The sequence below is a fragment of the Hyphomonas sp. TMED31 genome, from assembly GCF_002172815.1.
GTDB classification, from domain to species: domain Bacteria; phylum Pseudomonadota; class Alphaproteobacteria; order Caulobacterales; family Hyphomonadaceae; genus Hyphomonas; species Hyphomonas atlantica.
On sequence record NZ_NHCK01000077.1, the window covers coordinates 44,806 to 62,560 of the forward strand.

Below are 17,755 nucleotides of genomic sequence, written 5' to 3' on the forward strand. Positions count from 1 at the left end.
TTTATCCTTTAAAAATCTATTTTAAACGGCAAATATCTTTTAACAATGGGAGAAGTAGTTAACCCAACTACCCCATTATTATTGTATGATGAGAAAGAAGATGGGTTTGATGCTCTAGTTCCTGTTATTGATCCCCAACTGTAAGTGCCATAGTAATCATCATCAGACATTGTAGTTGAAGTTATTCCGTTTAAATCGGAGACATTGGAACATACAGTAGTTGTTCCATTATCTGTTATGATATTATCAACTCTATATATATTATCAATAAATGAAGTTCCTATACCAACAATAGATACTGAAGTGTCAATCTCTATCGAGGTCACACCGTTTCCAATATTAGAATTTGAAACTATAAAGTATACCCCGGTTGTAATACCAATAGTTCCGGCATTAATAGATTCGTCACTTCTTATAGTGAATTCTATCATGGGAGATGTTGTATTAATTCCAACTCCCTTAGTTCCAATGCCAATAATACTTCCATGACCGCCAGATACGGCTGCATCAGCAATTATCTCACTTTTTATTGTATTATTTTCGCTAAAATCTTGAGATATGATTATAATATCATTTGATGGTCTTGAATCCAAATTAAAGTTTTTAGATATAGAATCTACAAACAATGTAGTATCTGAATTATTCAAAGGTCTTATCAAAGTAGATTCTGGTCTTATCTCAGCTTCCAAACTCAATCTTTTTTTAGAGATTGATTCTCCACCAACAATTAAATCTCTCTTCTGCTTTATCAAATGAGATGGTCTTAATAATTCAGACCGATCATTCATACAATAAATGGATGTCTTTACTGAGTTTGAAGAATTAATGCCAACAATTGTTCTTAGTTTTTCATCTCCAACTAATAAATTTTCTTGAGGTGTCGCTAATTGCAGTTGATCACCAACTTCTATTGGTGGTTCAATATCTACAAATTGAGTATCCCCAAAACTTCCTTTATAGAAGAATATTTGACATTTATAATCTTTTTTGGGGGCCTTACTAAATGTAATTTGTGTTCCTCCTTTGAATGTATAATCTATTCCAGGTCTCTGTAAAATTCCATCTATTATAATCAATAAGTTTGAATCTAGATCTATTGCACTGTAAGATCCCTTTTCAATACTTAATGGTTCTATTCCAATGTCTCCCTGCCTTTCCAGAGTAAAAGTTCTTCTAATACCATCAAACTGATTTGAAATATCAATAACCAATTCTAATATCCCAATATTCCAAGACGAGAATGGCTCATTATAAACATCAGTCACTGTTACTGAGAATGGTGAAGATGATACATTTGCATCTTCAAGGATTCCCACAGGGGTCAGTACGTCACCAATTTCATATCCATATCCGAAATTAGTAATATGAAAGTCTATTACACTAGAACCCTGACCAACCATAACATTGATGGATGCTCCTATTCCCGTAGAACTACCCGTCAATTTTAGATTTTCGTAAGGGAGAGGAGAATCGAATATAATAGAGGGTGGATTACTTGTAGTATATCCGGATCCTGGGTTAGTTATGACAACTTCTGTAATTATTCCGGCATTTACAACCCCATGACCAGATGCTCCAGAACCATTTGATCCAGAAAAATTAATTGGAACAATTGGTTGAGTATATCCAGATCCGGGGAAACTTGTTGTAGTGTAACCGCTTAGGGGTGGTGAAAAGTTTGTTCCGATAGAAACAGATTCAATTTGCCCATGAGATATTGATGCAACCCCAACTGCGGCCATTTGTGGTTGTAAACCAAATCCTTGAGATGAAGCTATGGAAACTATAACACCCCCTAATGGTATGTCGTTCTTGTTTGGATCATTATCAGACAATAAATTATTACCAAGATAATCTTTTCTTCCGGTAAAATGTATTCTTGTTCCAATACCAACATTACTTTCAATTGTAAAATCTATAGATGGTTTTTGGGAAATATTTCTAAGAAGTACGATGCTGTTTGCATTTTCTGTTAGAGCTATACCAACTACACTATTACCTTCTTCAGTAAGACTAAACGTTCTACCAATTCCATTAAATTGTGTAGAAATGTCGTCAAAAATGATATTATCTTCGTAAGAAGATTTCTGGAAGAATCTTCCTTGGAAAGAAGAACTTGCCCTCAAATCAGATAAAGCCAGAAAATCTTTTCCAACTTCATTTGATCCAAATGGAGCATTTTTAAAATAAATTTTATCTTTAATAATATTATAGTCTCCTCTATAAAGTCTTACTTCGTCCCCTGATGCATGAGATTCATTTTCTAATAAATTAGTTCCCATCCATGATCTTTGAACTAATGCCCCATTAACTAAAGGAGTGTTTAGACTATCTACCCTAACAAATTCATTTCCAATACTAAGCACATCACCATTTCTAATGGATGTTATTCCAGTTAAAGATATTTCTGTAGAAATGCCAGAAATATTTGATGTCAAATTATATGAAATTGGAGTCCAAGATAAAGGTGTCTGAATAATATTATCAATCATAATAATACACTTTTTATTTGAATTTATCGCATCAAAAGATTGATCAGACATATATTCATATGCATCGGTTATTGTCAATGCTATCCCAGCTAGAGCATCTGTTCTAGATGTTGAAAGTTGAATAGAATTTTCAGACTTTTTAATGACAAATACACTATCAGGAAGTTTATCTGTATATCCAGTTCCAGTCATTACAGAAATTCTTTCTTCTGATTTCCCAGAATATGAATAATTAATTTCCTCACCAGTAACAAAGAAGTGGTCATCGGAGGTATTATCTTGATTGATAAAAGTTATTACATTAGTATTAGTAGAAATTCCGGAGAGTGAAATCTTTTTAGAAAATAAACTATTGCCCCTATGCTTTAATTCAAAATCATGTCTAAACCTTTTTAGTCTTTCAACATAAGTGAAATCGTCAACAAAGATATCAATATGCGAGAATGAAGTTTCAGCATATCCAACATTTTGTTTTTTAAATTCTTCGGAAAATACCTTTACAGTAACTCCAATACCCGCATTGGGAGTAAATCTCAGATCTACTCCTTCATCTACAAGCACATAATCATATGTTCCTAAAGAAGTATTTGTATATAAATTGGCATATTCGGTGTAATAAGTGTCTGTATCATTATGAATTCCTACAATAACATTTACATGTTTTTCTCCAGAATCAGATATAACCTGAACTAGATGCTTAGATGATCTATATTCATTGGATATCATAGATGATATCGTTGTTATTCCTGGAGAAGCACTAGATGCAATCTCAGTGATATTTGATTTTAATCTAATAGATCCACCATCTTCTTCAATAATTGGACCAATAAACGTAGACCCCATTCCAGTAGTATTTGCGAACCCAACTATATGAAGTTTTCCGGTAAATGTAGTTGCGGCTATTCCTGGATCTAAAGTAAAGTTTATATCAAGATTGCCGGAAGAATAAGATGTATCAAAAGTTCCAAGTTCTCTAAAAGTATCAACATCACCAAATACTAAACTATAATCGTTTAAATTTGAATCATATGTCGCAAATCCTTCGGTTGATTGATAGTCAAGACTTCCTATCGGCAACTTGGTATTGGAAGAGGCAGTCCCCACTTGCAATATAAATCCATAAGATTCATATTGAGTTATATCTATGCTTGCCATTTTAGATGTAACTCCAGGAGAGGCATTAAATATGGTTGTTAAACCAACTCTATCTAAAAATCCTATTGAAACCGTTTCATCATCTACAATATCGTCCCTTATTGCAGTTCTATAAACTTTCATATAGATATTATCGTCCGGATCATACGGGAAGAACCTAATTTGTATCTCACCAAGAAGTACCTGGGCGCTTAATTGACCAAAAGGATTATTTGAATATGTTCCAGTATAGTCATTGATGAATACTTCGAAATTATTATGAATCAATAAGAAGTTAGCAACTTCATATGAATTGGTCATAGAATTATACATCTCTACGATATATTTGCACGTCCTCATAGTATTTCCGTAGAAACTATCAATAATGACAAAGACATCTAGATTTGGATTGCTTCTAAATTCTCCACTAAAATCATCAAGTGTTATGGCTCTATTTTTGTCACTCCTAAAGTAGTCTGATATTATTTTTCCATCAAAAAAGATATTCTTAGAGCATGATCCAATCTTATCTTCTACAACCAAATCAAAATCATGTATTCTATCAACATCTATAAAATTGATTAAATGATTTACAGATGTTATAGTAGATATTCCACTTATTTGACTTTCTTCAGAGATAACTGGAGAAGATTCTACAACATAATCACCAAATCTTTTAAATCCTGATGTGTGAACTAGGCTTCCAACAGCATCATCCCATTTATTGATATCGGTAGTTCCCTTTATTGAATAAGAAAATCTTTGGTAATAGTTATTATCGTGGAGTCTTTGAAAGAAATTGCTTAACTTTCCAGTATCTTTTGATGAACCTAATGACAATGATCCAGTAGAATCTACAGAAAATCTTCCGGAAGATTTTTCTATTGACTTTACTATAGCTTTTGCGCTAGTCGTTTGACTTCTGACAGTAACTCCTACTTTTATTTCTTTCCCAGAAATTTGATTAATTCTTAGTTTTGATGTATTCTGATCCCAACCCTGGTTATCAACAACAAATGCAGAGGTTTCTCCCAAAGAACCAAAGTTGACAGCTTCTCCTTTAGAAAATAAATTAGAATTATCCCCTTTCATAACTATTTGATATTTAGCCAAATTGGAATATTTAATCGCGGATCCTAAAGAAGATTGATTGTAAATTCCTGCTGTAGAAATTCCAGGTATTCTGTAGGATAATGTTGCACCATTTGCTAAACCTATAGCTGTATTAACGCCAACAACATCAAATGTAGCATAGTCATAGTCGGATGAATTATAACCTTGACCAGTTCCTGATATAATATCAATTCCCTCGATGAATATTTTTTCACCCATAACGAATGGATATGTATCTGTTGTAAATCCTATAGAAGGACTTTGTAAAGTCAATGTGGCAATTTCACTCAGAACATCAAATTGTGCTGATATTATATCAACCCCATTTGTATTGTCTACACTTATGGCAAATAAATTAGTATCAGATAAACCAGAACCCCTGTCAATTACATTAACTTCAGAAACAGAAGATCCAAATATACTTGTCTCTGTTATAACTTCTTCCACGGGTTGTTTTAACTGAGAATCATAAATTAATACTCTAGGTGGTATTGTATAGTCTTTTCCAGAATCAGTTACCTTGATACTTTCAATCTGATGATAATCTGAAATTCCAATAACGGTGGGGATATCTGCAATTGGTTTTAATGTTTTATCGGATGAAAATTCAAATCCAATATTTGAAATGTCTAATTTTTTAATATTACCTATTTCTTCACCTACGAAAGAAATGTTAGCTCCAGATCCAACTGTAGAAGCTATAGATACAACTTGGGGAATTTTTTTCAATGAAGATGATTTTTGAATCATCCTTAATGAATCTATAGGACCAAAATAGTTTTTCGATTCCGTAGAATATTTCGTTTTTGATAAATCTGAGTGATTATAATAATTTCTTTCTGGATTTTTATCCAATAAGATGGAAAATGTTTTTTCATCTTCAATATTTGCTGAATACCTACCATTATATCTACTGAAAATTAAATCTATTTTATTGGAATTAAATGGTTTTGGAGATAAATCCGGCAATATATTTAATTTATCAAATTCATTATCAACTTTTATCGCTTCTATATCGGTTGGTTTTAATTGATAGTAAAATGAGTTGGGGAAATTTTCATCAAGTTTTAAATTAATCATTGCATTTTCGGTAATGCCGGGAGTACCTATACGCTCCACTTTTATTTCAGTGGATTCTTCGGTAGTTTCAAATTCATTAACAAAAGCTTCATCTTTGAAGAATGCCAGCTTCAAATTCTTCAATGAGGGATGCGATACATCTATCCCTACACTAGAGTATGCAGTTAATTTTATATGGGGATTTACGGAACTAATTCTATGGCTAGATCCTTGAGTTGTTAAGTCTACTTCTTTTACTGGTAGACTGAATCTGGCATCCCACTCATCATAAGTTAATTTAATTTTATTATTTGATATTTTATGCACATAATAAATTCTTTCGGACTCTAATGGCAAAGCTGGATTAGTAGATTCGTATAAAATTCTATCGCCAGTTTCATATCCATGATTTTCTATGGTTAAAATGTTAGTATCTATGTCAATTCCAATCGAAGATCTTGGATTAAAGATAGACTTTCTTATTGTTGAATTATATTCAACTTCATATAATTTTTCTGAAACTGACGAATTTATTTCAATATTTACTTTATCCCCATCTAACAAATTATGATAGTCCTTGGTAGTAATAATACCAACACTCTTTTTTATATTAGTATTGAGGGTTGGTGAAGGAGTCCTAAGACTATGAAGATCGCCAGAACCATAACTCATAAAATACAAAACACTTGGAATTATTTCTGTTGATACGCCAATATAATTTCCCTCAGAACTGATTGCAACAGAACTAGTTGAAAGACCAACAAAATCTTTCCCTAAATTTACTGCATATACGAGAGACTCATTTTCTAGGGGGAACTGAGTTATTGAATCTGTGGTGACTCCGATAGCACTTCCATATAAAGATGAGTAAATTAATTTATCGCCAGTTTTTAATCCATGATTTTCAATATATATTGATTGAAGTTTTATTTCTCTCTGCTTGCTAGAAGATCCTTCATAAAAATTATATGTTGATATACCAACGTCACCAAGACCTACAGTCTCGCGTGGGTTAAAATAGAACTGTCGGATTTTTTTAATGTTTGGTTTATTTGAAATATTTTTTGTAAAGATAAATTCTCTACTATCAAGAATAATATCAGATCCTGCTGTATGTGATGTTCCAGTGGTAGATAATTCTTCCCTGAGAATATTGAGAGAATTGCTTGATGGATCTAATCCAACTATTTTTACTTTTTCGCTACCTATATTCAAATAATCATTTATTTTTATTTGATCCTTTACTTCAAGCAAATTACTACTTATAAACAAAGACGTTGTTATCCCTGTCTGGTCGGTATTACCAATAGCGACAGATAAACTTGTTTTAAACGTAGTTATGCCAATAATAGAAGGGCCATCCAATTCTCGTATTGCTGTGGAGGAATCGAAGAAAGTAACGATATCACCATTCTTCAAATTATGCGGCAATGTAGAAGTTCCTACAATTAGTTCATTCTCCCCGAAACTTATATTAATATTTTCTATTTTAGTTTGTTTGAAGGAAATATTTGATATTCCAACACCAACAACAGATTTTACTTCAGCTATGGATTGAACATTAGATCCTGTTCCTTCCATATTAGCAATAGTTCTATCCCCAACTTTGTAGTTGTTTCCAGAATCAATAATTTCTACTGCAGCAATACTTCCAGAAGAAGTCTGAGTTATTCTATTTACAATTTCATTTTTTCTTTGAGGTTGAATAACATATTCGTATGAACTATTCTTGTCTAAGAACTTATATGGAGAGGTATTTCTAATTACATTTAAATCATTAAGATCTATATCTCTTTGATTAACTCTAGGGTCAAAATTAAGTCGATTGGGTAATGACTTATAACGTTCTCCAATAATATATGGGAAAACTGGCTTTTTATAATTAAAAAATGGAGAAGATGTCGTCTTTTCATTTTCTCCCGATGTACTTGCAGTTTTATATGATGCAAAGTAGGCATAAGTTCCGCCTGGAAACTCTGGTGTTATGCAAAATCTTCCATTATGCTCATCAAGATCGCCATTTCCTTTGTATTCATAATCTTCTGTAAAAAATCCTAATGGAAAAATTGAGACTGGAGGTCCATTCACTCCTCTACCTATAGAAGAATCAAATTTTAAATCATATCCACTGTCTAGAAGTTTTACAAATCCTCCTTTTTTATTTTCATATCCATATGGTCCATATATTGGATTTCCGTCATAAGCCCACCCAATAATTGGTGAGTGTTCTGTAGTTTCAGTTCTATTTACTTCTCCTAAAGTAGAATTAAACTCTAAATCTGAAGAAACTCCATCTCCAAAATTTGTAATTAACGAAGATCTTAATTTTCTTGGAGCATATAAAGATCCATACCCAATTCCCAAATTAGAATCTTTACTTTCAATGAAAATGCCATCGTCATCAGTAATATTATTTTTATTTTTCTCGAATAAGTTAATATTCCATTTTTGTAGATCTGCTTTAAATATAACTCCACTTCCTAAGGGAACAATTGTAATTGCAGTATTTTTTCCATATCCAACACCACCATAAACTACAGAAACTGATTCTACAGAACCTGAAGAGTTAATAGTGAGATTTAGTATAGCACCAACCCCGGTCTCATCAGGATCTATAATCTTAAGATCTGGCTTAGATGTGTACCCGGAACCGCCAAACTTAACATTTACAAATGAAATTGATCCGTTGATAATAATTGGCTCTAGAATAGCATTCTCCCCAGAATTTACTTCTATCAATGGATCAGAAATTAAAGAAGAATCAAAATTTATTAAACCATCTGTTGACCCATATGATTGTCCACCATCAATAACCGAGACTGATGTTATTGAACCTCTCACTGCCGGACTTAATTTTGCTTCTCCACCAAAGGTTAATCCAATACCAGTTTTGCCCTCAATTGAAACTTCTATAGGTGGATAATTAAATATATGAGTTCCTGATCCGCTAGACTCAAATCTTACAAACTTTGACCTCTCATAATTTTTTGTAGAAATATTTGTGCTTACTCCAGCAGATGATAATCTAAAGTTGTCATCATCAAATACTGTTACCTGATATAATTTTGACGATGAAAGTCCAGAAATAGGAGTCGAACCAGGTTCATAAGAATAAACAATTATGTCTCCGTCCTGATAGTCATGATTTTGGATATTAATAATATTATCGGAAGTATTGATGCCAATGGGAGAGATCTCTCTTTTTTTATTCTTATAATTTTCTCCTGGAGATACTACAATAACATCTGATAATATATTTTTGTATGCAACGGATCTGAATTCTTGAGGGCCTGTACCAAATCCAACAATATTGATTGGGTGTCTTTTAAAGATTGCATCTTCCCGTGTAAAATGCAGTCTAAACTGTTTATCATCAATTCTAGATACAAAGTATCTTGAATTGTTTTTTAACGATGTTGAGGCACCAGGAGAGACGCTAGGAATGAATCCTGTAGTGGTAGATACTCCACTAATTGGAATTGCAGTATTTCCATTACTTTTATAAACTATCTCATCTGCCTCTCTAAATTTATGCTTACTTTCTATTCTAAAAGAGTTGTTAGATGTATTAATAATAGAAATAGTAGACCCTGAAGAGACATATCCAGTAACACCAGCATCAAATTCTACTTTATGAGTAGTTGGGAGCAACCTTGCCTTTAATTTACATCCTCTACCACCCCCGCCAGATAAAGTAATTCTAGGTTCTTCTATAAAATCAAATCCAGCATCATCTATATTAATTTTTTTAACATCACCAATCAAAGAAAGATTTATTTTAGCTCCAATACCTTCATAATTGCTGCTTATGGAGATAGTCGGAGGATTAATAACATCATAGCCATCACCACCATTCAAAACATCAATTTTTTCAATTTTGCCATAATGAATTTGTTGTGGCGATTTATAGTTTATGACTTCTACGCCGTTGACAAACATTCCAATGGGTCCTATTGGAGTAGATTGGTCTTCATTTGGACTACTCGTTTCTTTTGGAATAAATTTGAGTAATTTTTGTCCTGTGAAAGTTTTATTTGCTAATTCACCAGGAATTATTTGATAATCCAAAGAAGTTGAAGATAGGTCGCCATTTCCAATTTGTATTAAACTATCCGAAAGTCTAATTACACCATTTATCGATTTTGCTAATTGCACTTCATTCGAATTAATTCGAATAATGTAGTAATATCCTTCAAAAATATTTTCTATTGGGTTGGATCCAGGTTCTGGATAGTAGTATATGTAATCACCGCTATAGAATCCATGATCATTTATTGTAATTGTATTATTTGAAATATTTGAAGAAGAAAATTTCTTAATACCTAACCCAAGACCAATTTCATAATTTGGAATAGACTCTGAAGCGACTATAGCATTAAATTCTGAATCATAAGTATTTTGTATGCTTGAAATCAAACTTTCTATATTAGAATTGCTGTGATCGGTATTGCCGTCCAAAAACTTTCCAAATTTTATTTTTCTCCGCACTTCCCACTCTTTATCATTGGATAAAGTCCCGAATGAAGTTGTAGAGTTGGCAGTAAATACTTTAGAACTGTTTATTAATTCAATTTTTCCTTCCAATACAATATTATTGGTAGAAGAATCTATCAATTGAACTTCATCGCCCTTTTTAAGGTCATGTTCATCAAATGTTTTTAATTTTATTTCATTACCAATTGCATCTAATACTTCTTCTACTTCAATTCTTGGAGATACATTGTATATCCAAGAAGAGAAATATGGATTTTTTTTGTCTACTATTTTTCCGATAGATTTTATTTTTATAGGATCTCCAACCAATAAATTTTGGCCAAATTCTTCAGATTGATTAAATGATCCTTTAAATTTTGATCCGTCTAAAAGAGGGTTTCCAGTCTCATAGATTATCCCATCAATATTTGATTTGGCAATATTGCCAATAATTTTCCACGATATTATTTTTTCATCTTCATCTAAATAATCCCCTGCTCCAGAAATAAAACCAGTTCCAGATATTGTATTGGATCCAATTATAGTACCTGTTCCATTAATTGATCCAATAATTTCAGATTCTTTTGATATAATAAAACCGGACAGACTGCTAATTGGTCCAGATTCAAAGTTATTTAAAACTCCAGTTATTATCAATTCAACTTTCTTGGTCGGATCGTTATTTTCATATCCATAAACACTTGTAAATGATCTTACGAAACTTCCACTTTTATATACTCTTGATGGAATGCTGCAATCAACAAATTGATTTATACTTTTACTATTATATGTTATTAGTTCTCTTCCGTCTTTATCTTCTAGATAAAAAGACCCAGAAGACGGAAATGATACTGTAGAATCTACAGTTATTACGTTTTTATCCTCTGTAGCATCTACCGTACATATTGTTTTTGATGCTACCTTAAATTCTCCTTCAATAGTTCCTGATGTGAAAGAGTCGCGATTATATCCGGAAGATAAACTTATGATATAATAAAGAGTAGTTTTGGATAAACCTTCGTCAGAAGTTAAAATAGATTTTTTCAGTGGATTGGTATTATATCTAACAACATCAACATCTGATATAGATCCAGAAGCTTTTAAAACTCTAGAATCATATGGATTTGCATCTTGGAATAATGTAAATCCTTTTAAATTTAATGGATCTCCAGATACTCTTTTACATACGAGTTTTTCAACTACTTCATAATTAGAATCTGATGGTTTGAGAAGATAATCTTGTGGCTTAATGACCTCAACTTCTTTGCCAAATAAAACTCTAAAAAGAATTTTTATAGATTCATCAGTTCCTTTTGTTTTAAAGAAATCTTTTACTCTACTGTAAAAATTTAAATCATCAATATTTGAATCTAGTTCCCTATTCTCAAATCCTGGAGCAAATTGTTTTTTAAATTTATCAAAAAAATCTTTTAAGAAAAGATTGCTTAAATTATATACGACACTACCAGTACTATGAGAAGATGCTTCGCTGGTTTCAAATACTACTTTTTCTTTATTTAATGAATTTTTTAAATTTGAAATACCACTAAATCCTCTACTACATCCAATAAACGAATTTGTAGTAATTCCTGTATATGTAATTATTTCGTTGTTTATTTTGAGCAATCCATATTTTGCTGGCCACCCAGCAGTTGATTCTACCGGAATAGTATCTTCGTCCGCTCCAATTTCAGCAGTTAGAGTTGACTGTGAATCAATATTTGTTTTTGAATATGAATCTAAATCCTTATATTCATCAAGGTTTGATATTAGATCAACAGAAGCTCCTTTAAATTCCTGAGAAATATAATACTGCTTTAGGAAATCAACAAATTTTGGATTTTCTGTAATAAAAGATTCTGGCAAACTTGACTGAAAAGTTTGGCTTATTTGTGTTCTTTCGGTCATACTCTAATATAGTTTGTCGTTGATGGATATGAAGAAGTGGACGCATAAAATGAACCAGCATTTGAATAACCACTTGATATTGTATCCAATACCATAGTAATCTCACTATTATTGGTCGCATATTGAACATAGAGATCTTGTTTTCCAATAACATCATTTGAATCTGGAGAAACTTCAAACTCTATAATATTTTCATCTCTTTGGGTGTTGGATATTGATATAGTATCTATAAGGATTTCGCCGGAGTTATAATCTACAGTGCCCGCATTTTTCTTCACTATGAAAATATTATTCTTTGATAACATTTTGAAAATAAAAAGTCTACCTTCGTTTGCAGATATCGGCAAATCCGAGAAATATAAATTTCCTTCCTGACCAGATATTGTAAACGCAGTTGACTTTATATTATATCCAGAAGAATTTATATAAAATCTATTACCAAAACATAACTCATATTGAGTATAAACATTTTTATTGACTTTTAGATTTCTGGTCATCTTGACTTTTGTTATATTTGATATAATAGCTGGATCAGATTGATCAATTAAAGTAGTAACTTTACTAAATTTAAATCTTCCACCAAACTTATTAACATCAATAGTGTTAGAATAATCTAAAATTGTATTGTGAACTTTTGTTTTCAACGCATTTATATCTCCAACAAATGATGCGTTATAATAGATAGAAGAATTGGTTTCTACATTTAAATATTTTAAGTCTATAATCTCTGGGACTATACCAGCTACAGAATATGTCTTTAAACTGTCTAATATTTGTCTTTTCGCAAAAGTTGATAAGTAGTTTGAATTTTTTGGTTTTACGGCAATAAAAACCTTACCATACTGTGGTGGATTTAAATCTTCTCCGCCATATGCTGATACAGATTCGGTGTTATCATAAATGTATGGAATTATTGCCTCGTAATCTCTTGCAGTTACAGCTCTATACTGTGATGAGTACAATCTAGTAGAAAAATATTTAATTGAATCCACTGATTCTATTTCAGCACCTCCACTCGATGAAGTATTGGTCGATATTAAAGATATTCCACTAGAAATTGGAATATCTATATTATTATTAGCAAATACTATTCCACTAAAAATAAAATTAGATACGCCATTACCCTCAATTCCAGAAGTTGTAATATATGATGCGGTAATATAATTATTATTTTCTAATTTTTTGCCAATAATTCCGTCACCAAACAAAATTCTATATCGTTCATCGTTTACTTCTTGAATTAAATATATTCTTGAGTCATTTTTAACATTAATGATATTATCAACTATAGTATAGTCTTCTTTTATATTATCAGTCTGAGTATTTTTTACATTCACTCTAATTGTAGAGGTATCTACAAAAGAATTATTCAGTTCATATTTAATACTAGATTTACTAGTGTCTACAATCCAGTTTTGTGTTGAGAAAGAGCCTTCGTAAACTGTAATATTTGAAAAAGATGCAATTCCATTAGAAACTGGTACGGTAATTCTCTCCGGAATTGAAAATTTCATATTTGTATTATTTCCTTCGCCTATACATACTAATCCTGCTTCTAAAGTAACTGTCTGATAGATATTTGGAATATCAGTGATATTAAAACTAATTATTGCTCTAGCAGATCTTCTAGATCTTGGGACATACCCAGAATTTCTAGCAAGACTAACAACATTCTCCCTTAATGTTGCCGTATCGAGGAAAACCTCATTGGCAATCATGTTGGAGTTATATGCTGTTAAGTAAGTATTATATGCCAGTATATTAATTAATACCGAAAGATTAGAACCTTCGTAATCATAATCAGTAAATGAGGTATTTGCTCCGATGTAATCTTTTATGGATGCCTTAATTTCATCGAAGTCTAAACTTGTAAACTGTGTAAATGGCATTATGCTTTATCTCGTTGATGTGAATACGAATGAAGTTTCTTGTACTCCTTCAGATACAGCTCCGACTATGTAAAACTCGATAGTAAGTTCAATTTCATGTTGATCTGGGTTTGAAATTGGAATTACATTCAAAATCTCTACTCTAGGTTCCCAAAACTCCAGTGCTTCTCGTGCAGAAGATGCAGCAGCATCTAAACTAATAAAATCTACCAATTCAAAGAGAGTATCGTATATTTTACTACCATAATCTGGTTCAAAAGGCCTTTCTCCCAACCTTGTAGTGAGAATATTCCTCATTGAATTGATAATTGCATTAACATTAGTTATTTTACCAATGTCATTTGTTGCAGGATGTTTTGAAAATGATAGTGAAATATCACTATAAACTGCCATTTTGCAGGAATGCTATATTTATTCTTTATTTATTCACAAAATTAATCGAATAAAAAGTCACCAGATGTATCTGCATTTATTACTTGGTCAATACTCTTTACTTTTTGATCAATTTCGTCATTTTCGACTTCTCTGAGCATTTTTTTGGATTTTTTGTCGAAAATTGACCCATAATCAGTAACTAAGGCTTCCGTTCCCCACATATCTCGCATATATTTTCTATCTCTATCTGGTTGGCGTCCCATTTTTTGCTCCAATAAGTGAATATTAGAACTTTTAATGGGGTTACTATCCCTTATTTTTATTTATTTGAGTTCTTTTGCAGTTTTCCAAAAATAATTTTCATCATTTCCAAGACCATCTCTATCATGACCGTTCTCAACTTGATAATATACTGTTGAAACCTTGAAATCTGGTGTTTTTGGTGTCTTTGGAGTTAAAGAATTGTCATAAATTCGAGTTCGATTGTTGGGATACAAACAAAATTGACCATTATCAAGCTCAATTAGGTTATGCGACTTATGTTCTGATGGATTTTCACTAGTTGAATAGTCTATTGCATCTGGATCTTGATGATAATTATCAATCGTACAAATATATGTGCCAGTTTGTGGACCAAAATCGCGAGTATTTACCTCATAATGCATTGAACCAATGAATTGTTTCTGCACTACTGTGACCCCGTAATCCATGCAATTCCAAAATTGTAGGTTATGTAGCGTAAGGTCAGGTTTCGGCGCTTCTGGGGACGATAGGAAGGCACTGATGGGCAGTTTATCGTACATAGCCGCATACTCTGGTAAGTATGTTTCAAAATAAAAAGTGCGCCCAGGTAACGATTTAACCGATACCCAGACGCCTTTTACATATTCTCCATGCCCACTCTTATGATCCATCAAATACTCCTTTCTTATCCATACTTCTTGAGAAGGAAGATTTGCTATTAAACAAGGCATAAAAAATTTCAATAACTCTTAATAGTTATTTACCCTTTCCCCTGCCCGCGATAACGCTTTTTAGCTTTATTACGAGAAGTTGCGGCACATTTTGTATGTTTACCCATCCCTTGACGAGTGTTTTTAGGTGTTGGGACGATAAGGTCACCAGTTTTACTACGCATTGCCATTTGAATTTACCTCTCTAATTTCATAATCTTCTGGACCAGTTTTAGATTTTCCTTGATAGAAATCTTCAGCAAGATCTAAAAATATATCTGCTGATTCTTCATGGGTCAAACCACTATGAATGATTTGACCCTTACATAAAATATTAAATAACGCGATTCTTTTCATGACCAACACGAATACGAGGATCGCACCAGATTTCAAAACCAGCTTCCTTGGCATCTAAACAGAACGAGACATCCTCACCACACATATCTTGAACTGAACCAGACTCAAATACTTGCATCTTAGGTGCAAACCAAGGATACTTTAATTCACTATGCTCAAATACTCCCTTCTTAATTAAGACCCACCCAAATCCAGTATAATCTACTGTAAATGGTTTCTTACGTCGTGAAATACTCTCAATTGTTTCATGATTCATTACACCACCATTGGTACGGAAATCATCCTCATCTAACCAATGTGCAACCGATGTAGTCTTTCCATCTTCTGTACAGTACCATCCAGAAACAATTGACTTCTCTTCCTCTTCTGCAGGAATAGCCATATCGCATAATTGCCAAAACTTTGTAGAATTAAATACGATATCGCTGTCAATCCATAATTGATAGTCATATTCAAGTTTACCATCCCAAGGTAATTGATCCGGTCCACGAAGAACATTCGCACCAAGACATTTACAACGTGCAAAATTAACCATAGAAGAGTAATCTTGACTGATCTGAATACTCATTCCATTTTGTACCATGTCAAAACATAGTTGTACAAAATTTTTGAGAAATACATATGATACTCCTCTGCCAGGAAGACAAAATACAATTGTCTTACCTCTCATTCTTTCTTTAATTGCATCATAATCCCATTCTGGGACTTCTTCTGTTGTTTCTGTTGTTACAGGCTCTTTTGCCTTTACGGTGAATCCTTTTGTCATTTTGTTTTAAAAGTTTCAGTTCAATTCTAACTCAATATGTATATACTGTCAATCTTCTTTGAAAAACTTGTGGCTCTTAATTTTTTTTCCCGGCGATTTTTTTTATGAACTTGAAATCACTCTCGCGTTTTGTCACCTCTGTAGGTTAGGGTAGTTAGGCATTTTAATATAGGGCGCGCATTATATAAGGACAAAACTTTTATAAAGACTGTCAATTAACGAATGGCTGCTGATAACACGAATAGGATAGCAACCATTCGTTCGTGATAATCAATTAAACAGCAAATCTGCAATCTCGTTGATAGTTTGCTCACTCTCAATATCAGCAACGATAATATCAAGAATGGAAAGAATTTCCTCTCCAGTGTTACCAACACGAAGCATACCGAGTGCAGTTGAACGAGACATAATAACGAGGACGAAAGTGTTAGGAACTAATGGTGAGTTTAATGACATCACCAGGTCAATTGTACATCAGGCAAAGATGTAACCGTTGTCGAAAGTTTCGGTGACGAACTTAGATTGTCCGTTAATTGCACCCACAAACTTTCTCACATACCAGTTGAAATCCTTCTGGAATACACCCTCACCAGTAATACAAAATTCAGAGCAAAGTGCATTGAGTCTTGATTTTGTGGTAACAGACTGATAACCACCATCAAAGATAGTCATGTCGTTATCACTAACCTCAGCGATCTTGTTGCCGTGCAAATACACAGTAGAGATGCCAGATTCAGCGTCGAAAGTAACACCGGTGTTAGCAGATGTCCAGTTGATGTTAGACTGAACAGCGGCACACATTTGCTTTTCGATCTTACGCATGAAGAATGAGAGAGAAGGGATGGAGAGCGGAAGGGGTTTGGTCCACCTCCCATGTGGCCAATATAGGGCTAAACCGGTCAAAGCACAATAGGCATTTGTGCCGGTTTCTCAGGTGGTTTTTTCCACGTCATGAGCATAGGCAGCAGCATGACGGCCAGCGACCACAACAGCAGACGATCCGATGCTGGGCCCGTACTGACGCTGTAGAATGCTCTCAACGTCCGGATCAACCGAGCGAGCAACCCAGACGCGGCCGCGGTCGGAGAGGAGCGAGGCAGGTGAGTAGATCAATGGGTTTTTTCCTTTGGTACATGGCCAATATAGGGCTAAACCGCCCAAACCGCAATAGGGGGCCAGGACACTTCGCAAACTGGTTTAAACTCCTTGACAGATCCCCAGCAGAGGCCCTACCAT

Annotated in this window: 10 protein-coding genes; all 10 read right to left on the bottom strand. The window is 33.2% G+C overall.

Annotated features, from left to right (window positions below; genetic code table 11):
* Window positions 1-8: 8 nt before the first annotated feature.
* The 10 genes from CBB91_RS11680 to CBB91_RS11725 all read right to left on the bottom strand — a co-directional run bounded on the left by CBB91_RS11680 (window position 9) and on the right by CBB91_RS11725 (window position 17,632).
* Window positions 9-12,179, bottom strand: coding sequence for a YHYH protein (locus CBB91_RS11680; protein ID WP_345906850.1), 12,171 nt, complete (start codon window positions 12,177-12,179; stop codon window positions 9-11).
* The gene (locus tag CBB91_RS11685) at window positions 12,176-14,068 is read right to left on the bottom strand and encodes a baseplate wedge protein (protein ID WP_345906851.1); all 1,893 of its coding nucleotides are present in this window, start codon (window positions 14,066-14,068) and stop codon (window positions 12,176-12,178) included. The genes CBB91_RS11680 and CBB91_RS11685 overlap by 4 nt, the downstream gene beginning before the upstream one ends.
* A gap of 6 nt (window positions 14,069-14,074) precedes the next feature.
* On the bottom strand, window positions 14,075-14,461 hold the full coding sequence (locus CBB91_RS11690) for a GPW/gp25 family protein (RefSeq protein ID WP_345906852.1): 387 nt from the start codon (window positions 14,459-14,461) through the stop codon (window positions 14,075-14,077).
* A 41-nt stretch (window positions 14,462-14,502) separates the two neighbouring features.
* Entirely contained in the window at window positions 14,503-14,706 is a 204-nt protein-coding gene (locus CBB91_RS11695) for a hypothetical protein (protein ID WP_345906853.1), read from the bottom strand.
* A 60-nt stretch (window positions 14,707-14,766) separates the two neighbouring features.
* Window positions 14,767-15,417, bottom strand: coding sequence for a phosphoribosylaminoimidazole synthetase (locus tag CBB91_RS11700; RefSeq protein WP_345906861.1), 651 nt, complete (start codon window positions 15,415-15,417; stop codon window positions 14,767-14,769).
* A 156-nt stretch (window positions 15,418-15,573) separates the two neighbouring features.
* Window positions 15,574-15,753 (bottom strand): hypothetical protein, encoded by a 180-nt coding sequence (locus CBB91_RS11705; RefSeq protein ID WP_345906854.1) that lies wholly within the window; start codon window positions 15,751-15,753, stop codon window positions 15,574-15,576.
* Window positions 15,731-16,519, bottom strand: coding sequence for a hypothetical protein (locus tag CBB91_RS11710; RefSeq protein WP_345906855.1), 789 nt, complete (start codon window positions 16,517-16,519; stop codon window positions 15,731-15,733). Before CBB91_RS11710 ends, CBB91_RS11705 begins: the two co-directional genes overlap by 23 nt.
* Before the next feature lie 270 nt (window positions 16,520-16,789).
* A complete protein-coding gene (locus CBB91_RS11715; protein ID WP_345906856.1) occupies window positions 16,790-16,927 on the bottom strand; it encodes a hypothetical protein in 138 nt (45 codons plus the stop codon).
* A 66-nt stretch (window positions 16,928-16,993) separates the two neighbouring features.
* A complete protein-coding gene (locus CBB91_RS11720; RefSeq protein WP_345906857.1) occupies window positions 16,994-17,341 on the bottom strand; it encodes a hypothetical protein in 348 nt (115 codons plus the stop codon).
* Between the two features lie 108 nt (window positions 17,342-17,449).
* Window positions 17,450-17,632 (bottom strand): hypothetical protein, encoded by a 183-nt coding sequence (locus CBB91_RS11725; RefSeq protein WP_345906858.1) that lies wholly within the window; start codon window positions 17,630-17,632, stop codon window positions 17,450-17,452.
* Between the last annotated feature and the right edge of the window lie 123 nt (window positions 17,633-17,755).